Source organism: Paenibacillus durus ATCC 35681 (assembly GCF_000993825.1).
In the GTDB taxonomy this organism is placed as follows: Bacteria; Bacillota; Bacilli; order Paenibacillales; family Paenibacillaceae; genus Paenibacillus_AQ; species Paenibacillus_AQ durus_B.
The window spans coordinates 3812969-3834612 of record NZ_CP011114.1 but is presented as its reverse complement, the minus strand read 5'-3'; the positions used below and the strand labels follow the sequence as shown (position 1 = coordinate 3834612).

The window sequence follows — 21644 nt, the reverse complement described above, 5'->3', positions numbered from 1 at the left end:
TTTGCCGCTTTCGCCGAATTTGTGTGGAAGCGGCGTTTTTAAAAATATAAGAATTTATAAGCTGTGCGCTTATCATTTGGTCTTATATTTCTACGAGAAACGGATGCCCTCCTCCTTCGAGGACGGCGAAGCCGTTTCTTCTTGTAATCAGCAGGCCATTCAAGTTTTGCACAATTCAGGTATGCCGCATCCACCCTTATCGGTTATAATGGAAACGCATAACTTTTCTGACCGGAAGACCGGTTTACGCTCAGGTAAAATCCCATACAACGGCGGGTGATCGGATTTGACGGCGAAACAGCTGAAATGGCTTGGGTACATAACCTGTCTCATTATGTTTCTCGCCCTGCTTGGCGGTGCGCTGGTTACCAAGACGGGGTCTGGCCTCGAATGCGGAAATGAATGGCCGCTGTGCAACGGCAAGCTGGTTCCTGCATATACGCTTGGACAGATGATCGAATGGAGCCATCGGCTGCTCAGCGGTCTTGCCGGTCTGGCTGCTCTGGCCTCTGCGCTGGCCTTCCGGCGCTATGCCAGGGATCGCCGAGATTTGCAGGCGTATGCCTTCATGACGCTGCTGTTCGTCGTCATTCAGGCATTCATGGGCGCGCTCGCCGTCGTCCGGCCGCAGTCCGCCGCCGTCATGGCGCTGCACATGGGCTTCTCGCTGATCGCCTTCGCCAGCTCGTTGATGCTGGCTCTTGGCGCGGGAAGGCGCCTTTCCGGCGAGCAGACCGGAACCCTCCCGCCACTTGGTAAGGGCTTTCGCAATTTGACCTGGATGACCACGATTTATGCTTATATCGTCGTCTATATCGGCGCTTTAGTCAGTCATACGGGTTCGCAGGGAGGCTGCTCGGGCTGGCCCTTGTGCAACGGCGAGGTGATTCCGGAGCTTTCCGGCGGAACCGGCATTATGTTTTTTCACCGGGTTGCGGCTATGCTGCTGTTCATTCTTACCGCCGTGCTCGGACATCTGGCGTTCTGGAGGCATGGCGGCTATCCTGAGCTTAAGAAGCTCGGAATCTCGGCAGTCATTCTGTGCGGACTCCAGGTGCTAAGCGGCGCGAGTGTCGTATTCACTTTGTACAACGAACAGTGGTACCTGTTTGCCGCACTAGCCCATATTGTGCTGATATCCGGGCTGTTTGGCGTGCTGTGCTACATGAGCGTACGTGTATGGCAGCTTGGCAGGATAAACAAAGAGAAGGGTCCGGCTGAAATCAGCCATTTTGGATAGAGCAGGTTCAAGGAGGAACAATATATTGGGATACAGTAATTTGCGCCAGTGGATAGAACAACTGCGGAAGGACAAAGACCTTGCCATCATTGAAGCGCCGGTCGATCCTTATCTGGAACTCGCGGAGATCCATCGCCGCGTTATCCAGGAAGAGGGGCCGGCTCTGTTGTTTACGAATGTAAAAGGAACTCCCTTTCCGGTCGTCACCAATCTGTTCGGCACAGTCCGGCGGGTGGATCAGGCTTTTGGCCCCCGTCCCGAAGCGCTGATGAAGTCGCTTATGAGCGCGACGGAAACGCTGCTGCCGCCAACGGTAACCGGGGTGTGGCAGGAGAAAGGGCTATTGTTTGATCTGCTCAAAGTGGGCATCAAGAATGTTCCGCAGGGCGAGGCGCCTATTTTAAAAGTCTGCCAGAGTACTGATCCGCTTAAAGGATTGCCTCGGATCACAAGCTGGCAGGAGGACGGAGGGCCGTTCGTCACGCTGCCGCTCGTTTACACGGAAAGTCCTTCTAATCCCAAGGATCATAATCTCGGGATGTACCGGATTCAAATATATGATGATCAGACGACAGGCGTGCACTGGCAGATTCACAAGGGCGGAGGCTTCCACCATCATGAGGCCGAGCAGCGGAATGAAGCGCTGCCGGTATCCGTCTTTATCGGCGGTCCTCCTGCCCTGATCGCCACGGCTATCGCCCCGGTGCCAGAGCGCATGCCGGAGCTGCTGCTGGCTTCTATGGTGCTGGGCGGCCGCCTGCCGATGGTCAAGGACCCAATGGGCGGCCACCGGATTCCGGCCGAGGCGGAATTCGCGATTCGCGGGTTGGTCCCGCCGCATGAGCGCAGACCGGAAGGCCCATTCGGGGACCACTACGGCTATTACTCGCTGAAGCATGACTTCCCGGTCATGCATGTGCAGCGCATGTGGCACCGCAAGGACGCCATTTATCCGGCGACCATCGTCGGCAAGCCAAGGCAGGAGGATTACTACCTTGGCGACTTCCTTCAGCGGCTGCTGTCTCCGGCTTATCCGCTCGTCATGCCGTCCGTCCGCTCCCTGTGGGCGTACTCGGAATCGGGCTCCCATACGCTGGCATCCGCCGTCGTGCGGGAGAGCTATTCGCGCGAAGCGCTGGTCTCGGCCTTCCGCATCTTGGGCGAAGGGCAGCTGTCTCTGACCAAGTTCCTGATTCTGACGAACGAGCCGATCGATCTCTCCGATTTTCAGAAGCTGCTGGAAACGGTGCTGGAGCGGTTCGATCCGGCGGTCGATCTGTTTATTTTCAACAAAACATCGCATGATACGCTCGACTATACCGGCCAAAGAATGAATCACGGCAGCAAAGGCGTCATGATGGGCATCGGCGATAAAGTGCGGGAGCTTCCGCGAAGTTACGAGGAAGGCAACCTTCCCGGCATTCACGCGGCGCTGCCATACTGCGGCGGCTGTCTCGTCGTCTCCGGCCCGGCCTATACGGAAGATCCAGAGCTGCCGCAGCGTCTGGTCGGCACCCTTCGGGAGAAGAACACCGCCTGGCCGCTCGTCATTCTGGTCGACAATGCCGCCGAAACGGTGAAGACGCAGACCTCCTTCCTGTGGACGGTGTTCACCCGCTTCAACCCGGCCACCGATATTTTTGCCGAAGCCACGGTCAAAAATCATCATATCGGCTACGAGCTCCCCATCGTCATTGACGCTCGCATGAAGCCGGGATACCCGGACGAGCTGTTCCCGAGGGAGGACATCGCAGAGCTGGTCGACCGCAATTGGAAGAATTATTTCCCTGCGGGGATAAGATAATTAATCATGCGTTTGCGTTGAACGCGTAACAGGAGGACGGATTATGCTGCGGACGATCCTAGGGGAACCTCCCCGCGAAAATACCGGATTGCTGGCCGATGCGATGGAATCTATGACCAAAGCCGAGTCGATGCTGCGCAGGAAAATGAATGACGATGAAGACCATGACCATGAATACCGAAAGCTGGAGATTTGGATTCAAGGACTGATCTCTTCGCTCGACGAGCTGGAGCAGAGCTTGTTCGCCGCTTCCTTTTTTCGCAAATCGGTAAAGGCGGGCAGCATGGATGAGATGTCCGTGAGCGAACAGGGCGACTATGCGCGGTATGTCTATTTTTACAAAAATGGCTTTATTCGCGTCTTCTCCCTGCTGGACAAGCTTGGCACGGTACTGAACACGCTGTACGATCTGAACACCTCTAGAGTAAAGGTCCATTTTTCCTACTTTACCGTGCTGCGGCGGTTCCGCTCGTCCAAGAGGCATAGAGAGCTGTCCGGCAGGCTGGAGGAGATCAAGGATTCGTACCGCGACCCGCTGCAAAAGCTGCGTAACCGACGCAACGCCGAGATTCATTATATGAATTCCGAAATGCAGGACGATCTATGGCAGCGGCATCAAGGTCTGCACGATAAAATCCAGCTTGAGGATCTCGACGAGCATCTGGAGGATCTGCGCCAGGGACTGGAAATGGTATGCAAAACTCTGAGCGAAGTCTTCCGTTATAGCAATAAAACAAATAATAACCTTTAAAAAATATTTGACAAGGCGTGTAAAAGATTTTATACTAATCAGGAAAATTTCATATTAAATCTTATCAAGAGTGGCGGAGGGACAGGCCCGATGAAGCCCGGCAACCGATTGATACGCGGCGCATATATACGTCAGCAGCATCAATGTCATGGTGCTAATTCCTACATTGCTGAGGGAGATTTGTCAGCTTTGTGCAGATGAGAGGACATTGTCTTTTTAATTGAAAAGAGAGCCTCCCGCGGTCTGCGAAGAACCTATGGGAGGTTTTTTAATACTGGAAGGATCGCTTGACGGGACGGATATTTGTAGGGTCATGGGGAGGGCAGCAAGATTGATAGAGTTAAAGAGTTTGACCAAAGTGTATGGAAAAGGCGACCGCGCCGCGACCGCACTCTCAGATGTGAATCTCAGCATTGAAAAAGGCGAAATTTTCGGCGTGATCGGCCACTCCGGCGCGGGAAAAAGCACGCTGATCCGCTGCATCAATTTACTCGAGCGTCCGACGAAAGGCGAAGTGTGGGTCGATGGCATCGAACTCACCCGGCTCGGCAAAAGCCAACTGCAGCAGCGCCGGCGGAAGATCGGCATGATTTACCAGCATTTCAATCTGCTCTCATCGGCGACCGTATACGATAATATCGCCTTTCCGCTGCGGCTGGTGCATACGCCGAGGGAAACGATCGACCGGAAGGTGAAAGAACTGCTAGCGCTTGTAGGGCTCACGGAGCATCAGAGTAAATATCCGGCCCAGCTGTCCGGCGGCCAGAAGCAGCGTGTCGGCATCGCCCGGGCGCTGGCCAGCGATCCGGATGTGCTGCTGTGTGACGAGGCGACCTCGGCGCTGGACCCGCAGACGACGGATTCGATTCTGAACCTGCTGCTTGACATCAATAAGCGCTTCAATCTGACCATTGTGCTGATTACCCATGAGATGCATGTCATCCAGAGCATTTGCGACCGGGTAGCCGTTATTCACGGAGGCGGCATTGTGGAGCAGGGACTCGTTGCCGATGTATTCCTGAAACCGAAGCATGAAGTGACGAAGGATTTCATCCGCAGTGAAGCGCAGAATGACAGTCCGCTACTCGCAGCCCTGCTTGCCCCGCATCCCGACTCGGCGAAGGCGGTCAAGATTACGTTTCTTGGGCAAAGAACCTACGAATCCACGCTGTCGCGTGTGGCGGGCGGCACCGGAGTGAGCTTTGCGATTTTGCAGGGAACGATCTCCACGATTAAAGATACTCCCTACGGCCAACTGATTGTCCGCTTCGAAGGGGATGCCGATGCCGTTGGCAGGACGATCTCCGAACTGACGGCGCAGGGACTCGATGTGGAGGTGCTCTCATGATATTCGGACTTGATTTCTCAGCCGTTAATTGGGAAGAAATGCTGACCGGCACCCTGGATACGTTGAAAATGATCGGAAGCTCCGCGATATTCACCATCATTTTGGGCTTGCCGCTAGGAATTATGCTGTATTTATGGGGAAAATCCCAGACTCCTGTTGTGCAAGGCACTTATGCGGTTCTTTCATTTATCGTTAACATTCTGCGCTCCGTGCCGTTTATCATTCTAATTATTGCGCTGATCCCGTTCAGCCGGGCTGTGGTTGGCACCTCCATCGGTGTACTGGGAACCATTCCGCCGCTTGTTATCGGAGCCGCGCCGTTCTTTGCCCGTCTGGTGGAGACCTCGCTTCGCGAGGTGGACCGGGGTGTGATCGAGGCAGCGCAGGGAATGGGTGCTTCGACTACCCAGATCGTGATGCGCGTGCTGCTGCCGGAAGCCCGTCCGGGCTTGCTTGCCGGGATAACGATAACGGCGGTCACGCTCGTATCCTATACGGCCATGTCTGGCATGGTCGGCGGCGGCGGACTGGGCGATTTGGCCATCCGCTATGGCTATCAGCGTTACGAGAAGGAAGTTATGATCATCTCGATTGTTCTGCTGGTTGTGCTGGTGCAGCTGCTGCAAATGGCGGGCGACCGGCTGGTCAGACATTTTACTCGAAAATAAGGCTATTCCTATAAATTACCTTATTGAGGCGAAAGGTATTCCGTTTTAAAAAGCTGTTACGTTTCGCCGAAAGTGGCGGACCTGCGCGATGGGGAATCGTACAGGCGTCCGGCCTAAACACATACTATGGAGGGGGATTTACAATGAAAAAACTACTGTTCACCTTGCTAAGTCTGACGCTGATTGCGGTGCTGGCCGCCTGCGGCAGCGATAACGGAGGCAACAATGCCTCGAATGCCGCAGCAACGGCCGGAGCTTCGGCTTCGCCATCCGCCGCTGAGCCGGTTACGCTCGTCGTCGGAGCATCTCCGATTCCGCATGCCGAAATTCTGAAAGCTATCGCTCCGCAGCTCGAAGCGCAGGGCATCAAGCTGGAAATTAAGGAATTCACTGACTATGTGCAGCCGAACCTTCAACTGGCCGAAGGCGAACTGGACGCGAACTTCTTCCAGCACAAGCCTTACCTTGACGATCAGAACCAAAAGAACGGCTGGAACCTCGTATCCGCCGCCGCCGTTCACGTTGAACCTTTTGGCGCTTACTCCAAAAAAATCAAATCGATCGGCGAGCTGAAGGACGGAGCAAAAGTTGCCATTCCTAACGACGCCACCAACGGCGGACGCGCACTGATCCTGCTGGCGAAGAACGGCTTGATCACGCTTAAGGACCCTAACAACATTTCTTCGACCAAGGCGGATATCACGGAGAATAAAAAGAATCTCAAGATCATCGAGCTGGAAGCCGCAAACCTGCCGCGTCAGCTGGATGAAGTCGACCTTGCGCTGATCAACGCCAACTACGCGCTGGAAGCGGGCCTCGTTCCGACGAAGGACGCCCTGTTCATCGAGAGCGGAGATTCCCCATATGCGAATCTGCTTGTCACCCGCCCGGAGGACAAAGACAAGGACGCGATCAAGAAGCTGGCTGCCGCGCTGACTTCCCCGGAAGCCAAGAAGTTTATCGAAGACAAATACCAAGGCTCCATCATTCCGGCGTTCTAATTGTCCGTCATTTGAACAAATCCCGCACAGCCCTCCTTTGGGCCGTGCGGGATTTTGTTATTGTCGCCGCGAATAGTTGTGACAATATATAAAATTTTATATAATGACCGATAGAATCTCAAGTTCATTTTTATAGTGATTGAATAAAAAAATCCCGGCCATTTGCCTAAGCAAACAACCGGGACGGGTTTACGCAAAAATTAGAATACTTGAACGACTTCCTCAACGCCTTCAACTTCTTCGATGAGTGCGCGTTCGATTCCGGCTTTCAGCGTAATGGTGGAGCTTGGGCAGCTGCCGCAGGCACCCATCAACTTCAGCTTAACAATACCGTCTTCAACGTCGACCAGCTCAACGTCGCCGCCGTCACGCTGCAGAAACGGACGCAGTTTATCAAGAACTTCCAGCACTTCATCATACATGCTAGTACTTTGTGTATTCTCACTCATTTCTCAATCACTCCTTTCGTACGTATATTATAGTACAAATATTTAAAAAATAAAACGGTTAGTAAGGGCCAAGGAGAACTATATGCGACCAATTATTGAATTTTGTGTCAGCAATCTGGGGCATGGCACCGAAGCGCTGAAGAATAAACTGGAACAAAATATGGATTACGATGTTGTCGAGTACACCTGCTTGGGCAACTGCAGCCAGTGCCGCTTCGAGCCGTTCGCCATGGTTAACGGTGAAGTCATCGCTGCGGATTCGGCCGAAGAACTGGAAGAAGCCATAGAGACTAAGATCAAAGAATTGGAAGCCTGGGACAAGCTTGAGCTGGACTGACCAAGATTATCCGAAATGCCACTTGGACATCCACAGCACTCCGCTCTTTAGAATGCGGGGCACCCGGCCCATGACGGACCGGCGGCCCAGCAGCCCGAAGCCTTCGCTTTTTCCCAAGGAACCGAGCGTTCCCTTTAGCTTGATCTTGCCCAGCCTCGGCGTTTCATTGCGCCACTGGGCGCGCAAAATTTGCGCAACCTGCTCGCCTTGGGCTCCCGCCGCCTGGGCGCTGGGCGCAAACGGCAGGCTGGCGCAGTCCCCAATCACATACACCTCGGGATAGTCGGGGACCTGATGGTACTGGCTGAGAATCACCCTTCCGCCGTGGTCCTTCGCCAGATTGAGCTCCTGAATCACTTTAACCGGCTGAATGCCTCCGGTCCAGACCGTTACGTCGGAAGGAATAGCCTCCGAACCGTTGAAGACCGCGTCCTTCTCGATATGGGAGACCGACACGCGGCCAAGCGTCTGCACATGGTGCTCGGTGAACCATTCTTCCACATACTGAGACAGCTTCGCGGGAAAAGCGGACAGCACCCGCTCGCCCCGGTCGAGAATGGTAATGTTCAGATCAGGCCGGCTTTCCCGCAGCTCGGCGGCAAGCTCGACTCCGCTGAGCCCGCCGCCGACAATGTTGACGGTGCCGTATGGCTTCACATCGTTCAGGCGGCGGTAAGTTTCTCTTGTATCCGAGAGCGTCTGGATGCCGCAGGTATGTTCCTCGGCTCCGGGGATGCCGTGATAATTATCCGTACAACCGAGGGCGATAGCGAGCAGGTCATAGGGCACAAGCTCGCCATCTGTCATAAGGACAAGCCGTTTATCCAGATTGATAGCATCGACTTCGCCGTATTTGACGGAGAGCCTTGGGTGGACAGGGAAGGCGATTCGAAGATCATGGTCGGAGACGGTCCCGGCGGCAAGCGCATAATATTCCGTCTTGATGCCCTGGTAGGGCATTCGGTCGATCAGGACGATTTCCACATCGTTTGGAAGATGCTGCTCCAGCAATTTTTGGATTAGCGCGAGGCCGCCATAGCCGCCGCCGAGAACAAGCAGTTTTTTCATACAGATAGCCCTGCCTTTCAAAAAAAGGTGTATGTGAGGTGCAATCGCTATTCGTATACCTTGATCTCGTTGTAGAAGGTGTCGCGCTCAACAGGGATTTTGCCTGCGCCCTTTACTAGCCAAATCAATTCTTCCCGTGTCATCCCCTCTGGAGTCAGTGCGCCTGCGGAATGGCTGATCCGTTCTTTCAGAATCGTCCCGTGCACGTCCGAAGCGCCGAAGCTGAGCGATACTTGGGTGAGCTGCGGTCCGATATTGATAAAATAAGCTTTGATATGATCGATGTTGTCCAGCATCAGCCGGCTGATGGCGATCGTCTTGAGGTCCTCATACGCGGAGTTGCGGCGCATAATGCCTGCGTTCTTGCTCTTGGGCTGCATCGACAGTGGGATGAACACCATGAAGCCGTTCGTCTCGTCCTGAAGCTCGCGGATTTGCAGCATATGCCGGACGCGGTCCTCATGGGACTCGATGGAGCCATACAGCATCGTCGTATGGGTCCGCATACCGAGCTGATGCGCCTGCCGGTGTACCTCCAGGTACTCTTCGACGTTCGCCTTGTCTACGCGCATTTTTTTGCGGTACTGATCCGACAGAATTTCCGCTCCGCCGCCCGTCAGCGTCTTGAGTCCGGCTGCCTGCAGCCGTTCCAGAACTTCGCGGATGCTCAGACCGCTGATCCGGGTAAAAAAATCAATCTCCGCCGCCGTATAAGCCTTCAACGTAACATCCGGGAAGCGGTCGTGCAGCGCCTGGAGGGAATCGACATAGTATTGAAACGGAACATGGTCGTTATGGCCGCCCACAATGTGGAACTCCCGCACGCCGGGGTGAATATGCTGCTCCACATAGGAGACCATTTCCTCGCCGGAGAGCGTGTAGGCTCCCTCTTCGCCCTCATCCTTGCGGAAGTTGCAGAACGCGCAGCGGGATTCGCACACATTGGTAAAGTACAGACTCATATTTTCGATAAAATACACTTTGTTTCCGTTTTTCCGCTGGTTGACTTCGTTCGCGAGCTGGCCGATCGTCAGCAGATCGCTGCTATCATATAAATAAACGCCGTCCTCCAGGGTTAATCTTTCACCGCCGCGAACCTTTTCGATGATATCCGCCATTCTGGCATCCGTGTGGGGAGTGATAAGAGTAGACATTATGATTCCTCCTAGTAGGGTTGTAAGTAAAGAGGCTTAGCCAGCATGGACGTAAAGCCGCCATTTAAGAACAGAAAACATCCCGCTGTTTCTCACGTATTGAAAAACGACGCAGATGTTTTCAGGAACAACATATCGAAGCGGCAGCAATTCATTTTTTGGATAAGGACTCTGCCGTACGTGACAAAATTTCGAATTTTAACTCATTGCTTTTCCTATTATAAACCCCTCTTTACAGGTGAGCAACCGCCCCGCTCCCTTCACTTCCCTTGATCTGTAACTTGTGGACCGGGTGGGAGTGAAGTATACTTTATTTAAAAATATGAACAATATTTCGATTTCCATAAAAATAAAAAGGAGGCTGGAAACATGATTTCTATCAGCGATGCGGCTGCGGAGCAGCTTAAGACCATGCGCGACTCGCAGGAGATCCCGAACATGTTCCTTCGTCTTGGCGTGAACCCCGGGGGATGCAGCGGCTTCTCGTATGCGATGGGCTTTGATGACAACGAGACCGATCAGGACGTCTACATGGATGTGAAGGGCCTCAAGGTCATTATGGAAAAAGACAACCTGCGCCTTCTCGACGGCCTCGAAATCGACTTCGAGGAATCCGGCATGACCGGCGGCTTCACCGTCAACAACCCGAACGCCACCGCCACCTGCGGCTGCGGCCACAGCTTCCGCACGGCAACGGACGAAGGGAAACCTAGCGAGGAGCCTTGCTGAGTGTTGGTGTGACGCAGTTTTTTCTCCGCTGATCTCAACGTTAGCGATCCGGTAGCCCCGCGCAAACGAGCGCTCGGAGCTGCGGATTGCGGCGACAAAATTGAACATTAACAACCCCGAAAGCCCGGCGTTAACAACCCATAAAACGTGGATTTAGGGTTGTGGATAACGTACCTCCCAAGCTTGTGTTTATTGCTAAACGCAGCTTCGGGAGGTTTTTTATACTTAAAATTGGACTTGAATATGGGGAAGAGAGGCATTCCAGTAGGATTGTCTCTTTTTTGTACCCAAAAAACCCATTTTTTTCGATTATATCCCAAGAAAATTATGGTATCATTTTACTATTAAGCCAATGGAGGTAGTTCTATTGATCTATGTATTTGTGGCAGTAGTAATTGTTGTGTTTTTTGTTGTCGGCTTGATGTTCTTTAGAATTCTACAAAAACGCAATAGACCTTCCCTGTTTCTTGAAGAAAACTACGATTTAAAGTCGATTACTATCGCTGATATTGACAGGATGGAAGATGGTTCAGGATTCGAAATGTACCTATACAGACTTTTTCTTGAACTTGGCTACTCAGGTGTATACAAGACTGTCGGAAGTCGTGATTTTGGAATCGTGGAGTGAGGCTAATAATCCTGTACTGCGTGAAGTGCGCAAGGACTATAAGGCGGAGAAGTATGTGAAGAGGGTGATGGGGAAGTGATTTTGATAGGTACATTGTAAATTTCAAGAAGTAAGAGAAAGGATGAAAGATTAATGCCGTTTGATATTGAAAGCAAATTTGTTATTGCGGTAGCCTCAAGTGCATTATTTGATCTTACAGAATCCGACCGTGTATTCAGAGAACATGGAGAAGAAGTATATCGAGAGTATCAGAGAGAGCATGAGAATGAAATATTAACACCAGGTGTTGCTTACCCACTTATAAAAAGATTATTAAGCATCAATACCCCCCAAGATCAAATAGTCGAGGTTATTTTGCTCTCAAGAAATGATCCTGATACGGGTTTGAGGGTTTTTAAGTCTATTGAAAAATACGGATTAACAATTAGTAGAGCTGTTTTTGTCGCTGGAAGTAATCCTTTTAAGTACATGGATGCTTTTAATGCATCTCTATTTTTATCTGGAAATCCAGATGACGTTAAAGAAGCAGTTGAACATGGATTTCCTGCAGGATGTATTTATCCTTCGGATTATGTTGATAACGAAGAGGATAATGAGATACGTTTAGCATTTGATTTCGATGGTGTCATTGCTGATGATTCCGCTGAGTCTATTTTTCAAAGTGGCGCTTTAGAAAGTTTCCATTCTCATGAGAAAGAGTTCGCAAGTAAACCCTTGCCAGCTGGGCCTTTGTTAAGATTCTTCACTGAGATATCTAAGCTACAACAAAGAGAAATCTTAAAGAATCAAAATGATCCTGATTATAAACCGAGAATTCGAATAGCAATTGCTACTGCTAGAAATGCTCCTGCACATGAAAGAGTGATTACTACACTTAGAAAACGTGATATTAGAGTTGACGAAGCATTTTTTCTCGGAGGTATTGAGAAAATAAGAGTGTTGAGTGTTTTCATGCCACATATATTCTTTGATGATCAAGTTGGCCATATCGAAGGGGTTGCCAGAACATTTCCTTCTGTTCATGTCCCATTTGGAGATGTTAACAAGAGAAATAATACATAATAGATTTGAGTGTAGTGCTAGAAGGCGGGAACATCTTATAACATAGCATTCACGCGGCGGAGCTAACGACCCCTTAGTCTGCAGAGGCGAGGGCAAAGAGGCTATGGTTGCCGACAACCCTGCGAGGCCAAGTCTAGCGACTCGGCGCTAACGCACTTTAAGCCTCTCGGGTTTTCGTGAATGCGGAAACGTTGTAGGAAATCAGCAAGTAATGAATCTTTAAACTAATTCCTAGGAGGTCAAAATGAACGGAGTAAGACGCTTATATATAACAAAAGAAAACAAAGTATTTAAGATACCCCAAAACAACAGAATACCAAAGAAATATATTGAAGATTTAGCTCGACAAGAAGTTCTTGAGGTACTTTTGTATATGAAATCCAAGATAGGAAACCCTCAAAACTATTAATGATTGAATTTGATCGAATCACTTTAGACTCTAGTGGACAATACCAAATAACTGAAGAGAAAAGCAGAGAACTATATAACTTCCTTCACTTTGGATTTATTACACCTGAAGAATTAGCAATAAAGGAAGGGCCTACAATAATGCCGCTTCCTCCAATGTTGCCTATGACAGTTGAAAAAGAAGCTCTGTATAAGTACTTAGAGGAGAATATTAATGTCTTGTTCAAGGATGCACCTTTTATTCTTGAAATGATAATAAGGGCATTAGAAGAGAAGCATAGAGAATATGTAGAATTAATTAAAAAATCTAAATATATAAATGATAAGAAGAAATCTTAAAATCCCAATTTAATACAAAGGGAGATTGTAGTTCAAAGAAGTCGCTGACATTCTGCAACATTATATTCCTACTGCATCTGAAATCAATTTACTAAAAAGCAATAGTTCATCACTTCTCATTTGAGCACAAGAAATGAAATCAAATCTTAGAGAGGATCAATAGACATGAAAAACCATGTATTTTATTCTTGGCAGTCAGATTTACCAAACAATACAAATCGAGGTTTTCTTGAAACTTGCATTACGGGTGCCCTAAAGGAACTAAATATCTCTGACCTATATGATATTGAATTTAGTATAGATAAAGATACTAAAGATGAAGCAGGCACCCCGCATATTGCTGAAACAATCTTTTCCAAAATAGATAAATCAAAACTATTTATTGCCGATGTAAGTATTTTAATTCCGGTAGAGAAGGAAGAAAAACCCCTAATCCTAATGTTCTAATTGAATTAGGTTATGTAGCAAGGACATTGGGTTGGGATAGAATTATATGTATATATAATAGAGCATATGGTAGTTTCGATGATCTGCCATTTGATCTTAAATATAGAAGACCACTTTGTTATGAACTTACTGGAAAAGACGGCGAAGATAGAAAGAAAGCAAAAAAAGTCATAATAGATGCAATCAAAAATAATATAAATTCAATAGATTCCAAAATCTTTACATCAATTAATGAGGTCGGTACTTATCTTATATATGAAGCATCTGAATTTTATAATAAATTGGAAAATAACGTAAAGGGTATATTTCTTGATAAAAAGCTTCAAGAAAGATTTGGATACACAGATAAAGACTTTACGGTAGACATATGGGATGATTTTATTTATAGATTTGAAAATGGGGAGCCCCATGAAGAAAATGATATAGAACATCATATTTCAGTTATTTTTAATGATGATTCTTATTCACATGATGGTGTTGACGGTAGGGAGTGTTCAGTCTTCTTTACATTAAATCAAAAATTCAAGCAAATTAATTTCAATAATAATAAGGTATATTGTGCATTTGAAATTATTACACGGGGGTATTCTCCCTCGGGAAAAGGGAGAAATTACAGTGAATTGTCTGATGAATTTATGAAGAGAACCTTAGCTTAAATATATAGTGGATTATAAGGGGGATTTTGTTAGTGACTCAGAGAAGGCACTGGCATCAGATAACACCGTATTCGCGCTGCGGACCTGACGGCCCTTGGTGTGCAGATGCTTTTCGAGGAAGCGCACTTATAAGACAACCCTGCGAGGCTAAGTCTTGGACCTGACGCTGAAACGCCTTAAGCCTCTCGGGTTCGTGAATACAAGAACGTTATCCGAAACCAATTAATAAAAAGTGAGTGAAAGATATGGAGATTATTAATGAAAGTAATATTGTAAAAACAATTAAAATAGATGAATTCTCTCTCCCTGAGTCTGTAGACTTCACTTGTGGATTCTGTTCAAGACTAGTTAATTATTATTTAGATTGGAATGAGTATAATGGTAGAGTTATGTTTACAACTTCGCGATGCTCTGGTTGCGGAGGAATGTCTAAATTTTATCTAGTAGAATTTATGGAAAACTCTGATGATTATTACGAGGGAATCTTATATATTTCTCCTGGTTCTAATAGACGTAAACCAATAAAAGGAATTGAATCTTACCCTGAATTTAATAAAGGATTAGTCAGAGCATATAATTCAACAATCAATGTGTTCAATTTAGGGGAGTGGACAGCTACATCTATTTTGTGTAGAAGACTACTAGAAGGTATTACTAAGTCAATTTTACCTGAAACCGAACAATATAGACCATTGGCTAGACAACTTGAGATATTGCCTAATAAAGTAGATCTTGACAAACCAATACTAACCCTCGCACATGCAATAAGAATTGGAGGGAATTTAGGAGCACACTTTGATTTAGAGAAAGAACCCAATTATGAAACCTCAAAATATATGGTAGATTTGCTTGAGTACTTAATAGAGTATTTGTTTATTCTTCCGCATAGAATAAAAGAGCTTAATGAACATATAGAAAATCTTAAAAATGAAAAAATAGATAGTAATCCATAGAAGAATTGGCATCGGATAACACCGTATTCACGCATCGGCCATTCGGCCCTCGATCTGCCAGAAGTATTTCTGGGATGTAAATTCAGGCAGACACATCGTTTCCCCTAAGATAAGAGCTATCTAAGGAGAATCGACGTCAGGAACACAACAACGTTATACGACAGAATCAAAAAATATTGCGACCAAAAGGAGAAAATTATGAGTCGAGATCCTAAGTTGTTTAAATTTGATAGTAAAGAAGACTTAATTATGTACATGAGCCTTGTACTAGAGTTGTCTATAAGACATTTGGATAGACATAAAAGATATTTAGATGAATTTTCAAAAATTATTAAGTCTAATAAGCCTATAGATTATAAGCAATACAAAGCAGTAGAGGATAAGTTATACTCACCGCAAAACTATTTGCTGAATCTATTTGCAGACAGATCGAAAAATTCAGCTTCATATTTTCGTATAAGAAAAGTAATGTTGGATAAAGCTGAGGAGTTTCATATAAATTATGTAGAACATGAACAAAAAGATCTTGAAATAATGAATGACCTTTATAAGCGAAGAAATTACGAACATCATTTCACAGATGCAAAAATGATGGAATGGGGAAACTATAGGAAGAAACAACTTGAAGAGCATCCTGAGTTTCAATGGCCATCAGAAAAAATTGAAATTAATTATAACCAAAATATAAAGAAAGAAGATGCGATGTTGAACTATAAATTAGCTCAACATCTTCAAAAAGGTTTTGAGAGGTTATTAGAGCTATTGAAAAAAGATTATTCATTAATGTTAGGTAAAAGAGTAGAGGTAGTTACAAGGGTTTTGCCGTTTTCAATTCCAAAGCATAATCTCTATATTTCTGCTAACGGTCAGTACAGGCACTTGGGCAAAAAGAAAGATTAACACTGCTACATTGAAACATACATAACAAAACGAAACTTATCACATTATTTGTTGCGAAAATCATGAAAAGTAGTGTGACGGCTTGATGAATGGGAGAATCGTTATACGCAGATTTAAAACTCAAAGAGAGCCAGTACGCCCTCAATCTAAAGATACATGTAATTCGTTATGTAGGTAAAGAGCGTCTTTAAAACCTTGTAAATAGATTTCGCGTTCTAAAATGGCTTGAACGGAGAGGTCTGCATCGTCATAAAGAAATAATGTCTTATGCATCTCTTCTGGTAATAGTTCGTGTAATTGCTTGAAGTAAAGATTACGTTCGGATGAGAACTGCTTGTAACTAGAGTTGCTTTTGATAAGTTGGCCATATAAAGATTCAATTCGAGTACGAATCAGTGAATCAAGTAAGACTTCTAAAGAATTTGGCATAATAGAACACCATCCGATTGATTTAATTTTATGAATAAAAGTTTAGTTTATTGAATATAATTTTATCATATTGAATATTTAAGTCAATAGATGTTGAAGATGTTTTTGATAAAGGAAATATACTTTCATATAATTAAAGAAAAATTTACTTCGTGTTTGAAAGGAATATCAGATGATTAGTTACAAACCTTTTCAAAAATTGTTGATTGACAGGGAAATTAAGAAGCAGGATTTGTTGAAAATGACGGGGATTTCGTCTGCTACAATGGCGAAGCTCAATACAAATGAATATGTCTCCCTAGAGGTGATTGATAAATTATGTACGGCTTTAGGTTGTCAGCCTGGAGATTTATTGGAACACATAGCGGAATAATGACGAACTTGGATAGAGTAGAAGACCATTCGAGAAATAGTAAGCTACCGTTTCAAACATGGATTCATATTGATGCAGAGAGTGGAACCTGTGATTCGCTTTATATCCATTCACCAAACCCCCATACAGAGCACCCCCTATATAATTGCTGCCAAGATTACAAAAAGTGCGAATTAAAAGACAATGGACTATGTACAACGAATTTATTTAACAGAATACAGGAACTAAAACTATATCAAGTCATAACACATAAAGAATTATTGAATCAAGAACATGAAGAAACAATACATAGAATAGAGCATTTGGCAGAGCAATTTTATCTATATACATCAGAGCGAAATATATTTAATTATCTAACTACCTATATAGAAGAACATAAAGAAATACTAAAAGAAGAATTAAGGGTTTTTATGTAGGCTTATCGAATAAGTACATGGCATCATACCCTGGGTCTGTAGAAGCTAAGGCGAGGAAGTTATGGCTGCAGACAACCCTGTGAGGCTAAGTCTTCGACCCTGTGCTGGCACGTCTTAAGCCTCTCTAGTTCGTGAATGCAATAACGTTAGGTGAAATTACGGAAAGACTACTAAAATAAAGAACGGAACCAACATGCTTGATTTTTTAAGCAAACATGCTCAAAAAGCCTATAAAGAAATACAACAAATCACAGAACAACCAGACCTTCTTTTCTCTAATGATCCAACTCTGATTGCTCTAGAAGCGAGAACTAACTATAGATATATTCATGGATTTACACGTTTACTAAGGAAAGGGACTCTAAATATAGAGGATGTAACGAGATCATTACTCTTTGTTGAAAGTAAGCTGGATGAATACTTAAAGAAAATATATAAGAACAAGGATTTTAAATTCATCATTTATGGGGATATTGGAATTCCTGGATTTACATTAACGATCACGTCATATTATGAGAACCATGATGATGAAGGACGATTTCGAAAAAGAATGATTTCAAGTAGCTCAGAGAAGGAAGTACATCGTCTAACACAGCATTCACGCATCGGGCCAAACTGCCCTCGGTCCGAAAGAGGCATTTCGGGAAGTGGATTCAGCGGACAACCCTGCACCGACTAACTGCGCAAGCGCAGCCGCTCCTTCGGAGCTTAAGTTGATGAGAGTTCGTGAATGCAAGAACGTTATAGGAAACATTGGGAAAAATAATTATAGAAGAGGAAAGCAATGCGAATTAAACCAAATTATAAAGATATGGGTCTTTCAACTTGCATGGGTCAGCACCTAAGAAAAGAAGTCGAAAGGCAATTAATAAAGGACTTAAATAATTATAACAGCTACCTTGATGATCTTCGATTTGATTGGTCTGAAAGTTGTATTGAAGGAAAGTGTTTAAAGTATTTGGATGGTTTAGTAGAGAACTTTTCAGGAATTATGATTTTTAATAAGGAAGATCGGCTAGTCGCAGATGGTTGGATGGATTTTATATATTTAAAGGAAAAAGATCGATTCGTAGTGTATTGGGATTTCCTGGATATTTATATTGATGGTAAAGAATTTAATGTTAAAACGAACTCAGGAGTACCCGAGCATATTAACGATCTAAGTGAAGAATAACAAGACTAATATAACAATGTTGAATGTATTACAGGGAAGCCAATGCGTCGTATAACATTGCATTCATGCTGCGGAACGGACCCTAGCGGGCCCTTGGTCTGCAGAAGTTAAGCAAGGAAGTTAATGCTGCAGACAACCCTCCGAGGCTAAGTCTTACGACACAGCGCTGGCGCGCCTTAAGCCTCTCGGGTTCATGATGTGGAAACGTTATACGCAATTCCTAGAAAACTGAAAATATTAATTTTTTGACGGAGAAGGTGTTCTCTCATGGTGCCAAGATTTAAAGATCCCAGATTACATCTTTATGATTTTGCTGATATTTTTTTGGTACAGTGCCCTAGTTGTAGCAAATGTGCAACTGTAACAACAAATAGTAAAGAGAAAATATTTAACCTTTTTAAAAAGAAGACTTTTGTATGTAATCACTGTGGAAGAATAGAAGAAGGTTCGAATAATCATGAACTATGGCTAGTAGCAAATTGTAAAGGAAATACACTATGGGCATATAACTTAAGACATTTGGAATTTATAGAAAACTACGTACAAGCAAAACTACGTGAAAGTAATAAACATGAGAAATTAGGATGGTATAATCAAGGACTCTTTAGTAGATTGCCTAAATGGATAAAGGAAAAGAATAACCGAGAAGTAATATTAAAGACAATAAACAAACTAAAAGGATCAGTAGATATAGAAAAGAATAAATAAACAAATTTGAGGATTATTCGGGCAGTAAGGAACTGCGTATAACATTGCATTCACGCTGCGGACCCTAACGGCTCCTTGGTCTGCAGAAGCTAAGGCAAGGAGGTTACGGCTGCAGACAACCTTGCGAGGCTAAGTCTGACGACCCGGCAGCTGTACTGCCTTAAGCCTCTCTGGTTCGTGAATACGGAAACGTTAGCCGAAATTCATGTGTTAAGGAGGTAATATTTTAAATGCCTAGTATTTTTTTAAGCCATACTAGTTTTGATAAACCCTTTGTAGAAAAATTAGCAAGAGATTTAAAACGAATTGGGGTAAATGTATGGTTTGATAAGTGGGAGATTAAGATAGGTGATTCAATAACATGGAAGATTGAAGATGGAATACGTGAGAATGAGTATCTGGGGATTATACTTTCCCCAGAGTCTTTAAAGTCAGAATGGGTAAGGAGCGAATTAGGAGCAGCATGGGTAAAACAGATGCAGCAGAAGAAGGTGTTTGTATTACCAATATATTATAGAGAGTGTGAAATTCCATATTTCTTAGCTGATAGAAGATTTGCAGATTTTAGAAACGATTATGAAAATGGTTTTAATGAACTAGCGGCTATCTTCGGAATAGAAGAAACAGAAACAATTACTCAAGATAATTGGAGGAAATTCACTAAGTATAGAAAAGTTGATTGGAAACAATATAAGATAAGGGAATTTGAAGAGTTAGTCACTACTCTTGTCGATAGAGCGAAAGATTTCAATTGGAGCGCATGGGTAGGTGGAACAGGAAATGAGTTTTCAATTACACTCAGTACTTATAATAAACAGGCTAGAAAATCTGTATCAATAAAGCTTGTTGGTGTGAGTAACTCATATATGGCTTCTTTTAAGGATGAAACAAATCCAAATAATTTAAAAGTCAGTGATTTTGATATTTATATTGGAAATTCAGTGAATTCATGTGATGAGTATGTTTGGAGAATTATGGATGATTTTAACAGGAGTTATGGGAAACCAACTAAAGATGCATATTATTTTACAGAGAGATTTTCTAGAGGAGACGAAATATATGATACTGCTAAAGAGATTGTAAAAAAATTCAACTGGTATAAGGGAGAAAATCTCTTCTAATAGATCAGGAAGACATGAACATCGGCTAACACCATATTCGCGATGCGTCGCTGTCGCTCCTTGATCCGGACCGAAGTTGAGAAGCCAGAATATAGATTCAGTCGGACAACCTCTGCGAGCCTAAGTCTGGCGCCCCGTTCCCTCCGGTCACTTAAGGCTCTCGTGTTCGTGAATACAATAACGTTAACTGAAATCAGCGAAGAAATGGAGGAAACATGAAAAAGACTAGAGGACTAAAAAAACACTATAGAAGAATAAGAAAAAATTTAATAAACATACCCTTACATTTGGATGATAAAGAATCTTGGTACAATATGTGGCACGTACATGTTGAAGGAAAAGGCATTAGCAACATAAGTTTGAAGCATCGTAGAAGTCATATTAAAGAGTTGCTTAATTTCTTGGATGGAGTAGAAGACCATTCGAGAAATAGTAAGCTACCGTTTCAAACATGGATTCATATTGATGCAGAGAGTGGAACCTGTGATTCGCTTTATATCCATACACCAAACCCCCATACAGAGTACCCCTATATAATTGCTACCAAGATTACAAAGGAAATGAAGGTAGATCCGATGTTTGCAGGAATAATAGATGAGAAGAATTATGAAAATGGAATCAATATACGGGCAAAACTATTTAATAACGAAGAGAAATTTAGGAGAATCATTGTATATTAAGTAATTCGATGAAGTTAGTGACATCAGTTAACAATGCATTCACGCTGCAGGCCCTAATGGTCCCTTGGTCTGCAGAAGCAAAGGCGAGGAAGCTATGGCTGCAGACAACCCTGCGAGGCTAAGTCTTCGACCCAGCGCTGAAGCGCCTTAAGCCTCTCGGGTTCGTGAATGCGGAAACGTTATATCAAAGATATACAAAAAAACTAAAGGGGATGTAACTTTGAATAGAATTGATGTAGCCTACTCAATAATAACTAAAGAAAACAAAACTAAAATCTTGATGGTAAAGAACAAAGACGATAATAATTGGACCTTACCAGGAGGAGCGGTAGAAAAAGGAGAAACACTAAAACAAGCTGCAATTAGAGAGGCGAAAGAAGAAACTGGATATGAAGTGAATGTATTCGGCATAGTTGCAGTTAATGAATGCATTTTTGAAGATAGGCAGGAACATGCTGTGTTTTTTACTTTTAACGGCGAGATTATAAATGGTCATGAACGGGTCGAAAGACCAGATGAAATAACTGAGATAACATGGAAAGACATTAATGAAGCAGAACAATTAATGCCGTATTATGAAGAAGGAATAAGAATACTAATAAATAAAAACTTAGAAATACCATATACTGATCAAGGAAGAAGATAAACTTAGCGATTTCAAAGAAGACATATCCTTCATATAACACAGCATTCACGCTGCGGAACCTGAAGGTCCCTTGGTCTGCAGAAGCTAAGGTGAGGAAGCTATGGCTGCAGACAACCTTGCGACGCTAAGTCTAGCGACCCGGCGCTTTCGTGCCT

Annotated in this window: 26 protein-coding genes, 1 pseudogene and 1 riboswitch; of the genes and pseudogenes, 23 read left to right on the top strand and 4 right to left on the bottom strand. The window is 44.7% G+C overall.

The features are described 5' to 3' along the window. Window positions 1–286 precede the first annotated feature (286 nt). From VK70_RS17870 to VK70_RS17845, 6 genes are all read left to right on the top strand, one after another. Window positions 287–1240, top strand: a complete 954-nt coding sequence (locus tag VK70_RS17870) for a COX15/CtaA family protein (protein WP_025699645.1) — start codon at window positions 287–289, stop codon at window positions 1238–1240. A 25-nt stretch (window positions 1241–1265) separates the two neighbouring features. Further along, window positions 1266–3044, top strand: coding sequence for a UbiD family decarboxylase (locus VK70_RS17865; RefSeq protein ID WP_046723596.1), 1779 nt, complete (start codon window positions 1266–1268; stop codon window positions 3042–3044). A gap of 43 nt (window positions 3045–3087) precedes the next feature. Then, entirely contained in the window at window positions 3088–3795 is a 708-nt protein-coding gene (locus VK70_RS17860) for a Cthe_2314 family HEPN domain-containing protein (RefSeq protein ID WP_025695757.1), read from the top strand. A 58-nt stretch (window positions 3796–3853) separates the two neighbouring features. Continuing rightward, a riboswitch (SAM riboswitch) is annotated at window positions 3854–3999 on the top strand. A 127-nt stretch (window positions 4000–4126) separates the two neighbouring features. Further along, window positions 4127–5143: a methionine ABC transporter ATP-binding protein gene (locus VK70_RS17855; protein ID WP_025695758.1), complete on the top strand. Its 1017-nt coding sequence runs from the start codon at window positions 4127–4129 to the stop codon at window positions 5141–5143. Beyond that, the gene (locus tag VK70_RS17850) at window positions 5143–5811 is read left to right on the top strand and encodes a methionine ABC transporter permease (protein WP_025695759.1); all 669 of its coding nucleotides are present in this window, start codon (window positions 5143–5145) and stop codon (window positions 5809–5811) included. The genes VK70_RS17855 and VK70_RS17850 overlap by 1 nt, the downstream gene beginning before the upstream one ends. A 143-nt stretch (window positions 5812–5954) precedes the next feature. Continuing rightward, a complete protein-coding gene (locus tag VK70_RS17845) occupies window positions 5955–6812 on the top strand; it encodes a MetQ/NlpA family ABC transporter substrate-binding protein (RefSeq protein WP_046723594.1) in 858 nt (285 codons plus the stop codon). A 200-nt stretch (window positions 6813–7012) separates the two neighbouring features. On the opposite strand, the gene VK70_RS17840 is transcribed toward VK70_RS17845, so the two are convergent. Continuing rightward, window positions 7013–7261, bottom strand: a complete 249-nt coding sequence (locus VK70_RS17840) for a NifU family protein (RefSeq protein WP_025692191.1) — start codon at window positions 7259–7261, stop codon at window positions 7013–7015. A gap of 82 nt (window positions 7262–7343) precedes the next feature. Between VK70_RS17840 and VK70_RS17835 the strand changes: the two genes are divergently transcribed. After that, the gene (locus VK70_RS17835; RefSeq protein WP_025695244.1) at window positions 7344–7598 is read left to right on the top strand and encodes a YuzB family protein; all 255 of its coding nucleotides are present in this window, start codon (window positions 7344–7346) and stop codon (window positions 7596–7598) included. Window positions 7599–7604: 6 nt separating this feature from the next. Here the strand turns inward: VK70_RS17835 and VK70_RS17830 are convergent, their stop codons facing one another. After that, on the bottom strand, window positions 7605–8666 hold the full coding sequence (locus tag VK70_RS17830; RefSeq protein ID WP_046723592.1) for an NAD(P)/FAD-dependent oxidoreductase: 1062 nt from the start codon (window positions 8664–8666) through the stop codon (window positions 7605–7607). 47 nt (window positions 8667–8713) lie between these two features. After that, the gene (gene mqnE / locus VK70_RS17825; protein WP_025695352.1) at window positions 8714–9820 is read right to left on the bottom strand and encodes an aminofutalosine synthase MqnE; all 1107 of its coding nucleotides are present in this window, start codon (window positions 9818–9820) and stop codon (window positions 8714–8716) included. Window positions 9821–10189: 369 nt separating this feature from the next. Between mqnE and VK70_RS17820 the strand changes: the two genes are divergently transcribed. From VK70_RS17820 to VK70_RS17790, 9 genes and pseudogenes are all read left to right on the top strand, one after another. Continuing rightward, on the top strand, window positions 10190–10549 hold the full coding sequence (locus tag VK70_RS17820) for a HesB/IscA family protein (protein ID WP_025695353.1): 360 nt from the start codon (window positions 10190–10192) through the stop codon (window positions 10547–10549). A 490-nt stretch (window positions 10550–11039) separates the two neighbouring features. Further along, window positions 11040–11165, top strand: a pseudogene (locus VK70_RS29575) (restriction endonuclease); the annotation flags it as partial. 144 nt (window positions 11166–11309) lie between these two features. Further along, on the top strand, window positions 11310–12239 hold the full coding sequence (locus tag VK70_RS17810; RefSeq protein WP_025695355.1) for a 5'-nucleotidase: 930 nt from the start codon (window positions 11310–11312) through the stop codon (window positions 12237–12239). 244 nt (window positions 12240–12483) lie between these two features. After that, window positions 12484–12648 carry a hypothetical protein gene (locus VK70_RS28395; RefSeq protein WP_155986898.1) on the top strand — a complete coding sequence of 55 codons (165 nt, stop codon included), beginning with the start codon at window positions 12484–12486 and terminating at the stop codon, window positions 12646–12648. After that, a complete protein-coding gene (locus VK70_RS17805; RefSeq protein WP_051505041.1) occupies window positions 12648–12986 on the top strand; it encodes a hypothetical protein in 339 nt (112 codons plus the stop codon). Before VK70_RS28395 ends, VK70_RS17805 begins: the two co-directional genes overlap by 1 nt. A gap of 165 nt (window positions 12987–13151) precedes the next feature. After that, window positions 13152–13433 carry a hypothetical protein gene (locus VK70_RS26650; RefSeq protein WP_025695356.1) on the top strand — a complete coding sequence of 94 codons (282 nt, stop codon included), beginning with the start codon at window positions 13152–13154 and terminating at the stop codon, window positions 13431–13433. A gap of 26 nt (window positions 13434–13459) precedes the next feature. Further along, on the top strand, window positions 13460–14089 hold the full coding sequence (locus VK70_RS26645) for a hypothetical protein (RefSeq protein ID WP_025695357.1): 630 nt from the start codon (window positions 13460–13462) through the stop codon (window positions 14087–14089). 245 nt (window positions 14090–14334) lie between these two features. After that, a complete protein-coding gene (locus VK70_RS17795; RefSeq protein ID WP_081754820.1) occupies window positions 14335–15042 on the top strand; it encodes a DUF4145 domain-containing protein in 708 nt (235 codons plus the stop codon). 198 nt (window positions 15043–15240) lie between these two features. Continuing rightward, on the top strand, window positions 15241–15942 hold the full coding sequence (locus VK70_RS17790; RefSeq protein ID WP_025695359.1) for a hypothetical protein: 702 nt from the start codon (window positions 15241–15243) through the stop codon (window positions 15940–15942). A 141-nt stretch (window positions 15943–16083) separates the two neighbouring features. On the opposite strand, the gene VK70_RS17785 is transcribed toward VK70_RS17790, so the two are convergent. Then, window positions 16084–16371 carry a hypothetical protein gene (locus VK70_RS17785; protein ID WP_025695360.1) on the bottom strand — a complete coding sequence of 96 codons (288 nt, stop codon included), beginning with the start codon at window positions 16369–16371 and terminating at the stop codon, window positions 16084–16086. 172 nt (window positions 16372–16543) lie between these two features. Between VK70_RS17785 and VK70_RS17780 the strand changes: the two genes are divergently transcribed. The 7 genes from VK70_RS17780 to VK70_RS17750 all read left to right on the top strand — a co-directional run bounded on the left by VK70_RS17780 (window position 16544) and on the right by VK70_RS17750 (window position 21489). Continuing rightward, a complete protein-coding gene (locus tag VK70_RS17780) occupies window positions 16544–16744 on the top strand; it encodes a helix-turn-helix domain-containing protein (RefSeq protein ID WP_025695361.1) in 201 nt (66 codons plus the stop codon). A gap of 609 nt (window positions 16745–17353) precedes the next feature. Continuing rightward, on the top strand, window positions 17354–17839 hold the full coding sequence (locus tag VK70_RS17775; RefSeq protein ID WP_025693883.1) for a hypothetical protein: 486 nt from the start codon (window positions 17354–17356) through the stop codon (window positions 17837–17839). Window positions 17840–17944: 105 nt separating this feature from the next. Then, window positions 17945–18334 carry a hypothetical protein gene (locus tag VK70_RS17770; protein WP_025693884.1) on the top strand — a complete coding sequence of 130 codons (390 nt, stop codon included), beginning with the start codon at window positions 17945–17947 and terminating at the stop codon, window positions 18332–18334. A 267-nt stretch (window positions 18335–18601) separates the two neighbouring features. Beyond that, entirely contained in the window at window positions 18602–19042 is a 441-nt protein-coding gene (locus VK70_RS26640) for a hypothetical protein (RefSeq protein WP_025693885.1), read from the top strand. Window positions 19043–19272: 230 nt separating this feature from the next. Then, the gene (locus VK70_RS26635) at window positions 19273–20163 is read left to right on the top strand and encodes a toll/interleukin-1 receptor domain-containing protein (RefSeq protein WP_025693886.1); all 891 of its coding nucleotides are present in this window, start codon (window positions 19273–19275) and stop codon (window positions 20161–20163) included. A 215-nt stretch (window positions 20164–20378) separates the two neighbouring features. Continuing rightward, window positions 20379–20843: a hypothetical protein gene (locus VK70_RS17755; RefSeq protein WP_046723589.1), complete on the top strand. Its 465-nt coding sequence runs from the start codon at window positions 20379–20381 to the stop codon at window positions 20841–20843. A gap of 220 nt (window positions 20844–21063) precedes the next feature. Continuing rightward, window positions 21064–21489, top strand: coding sequence for an NUDIX hydrolase (locus tag VK70_RS17750; RefSeq protein ID WP_025694514.1), 426 nt, complete (start codon window positions 21064–21066; stop codon window positions 21487–21489). The last annotated feature ends 155 nt before the right edge of the window (window positions 21490–21644 follow it).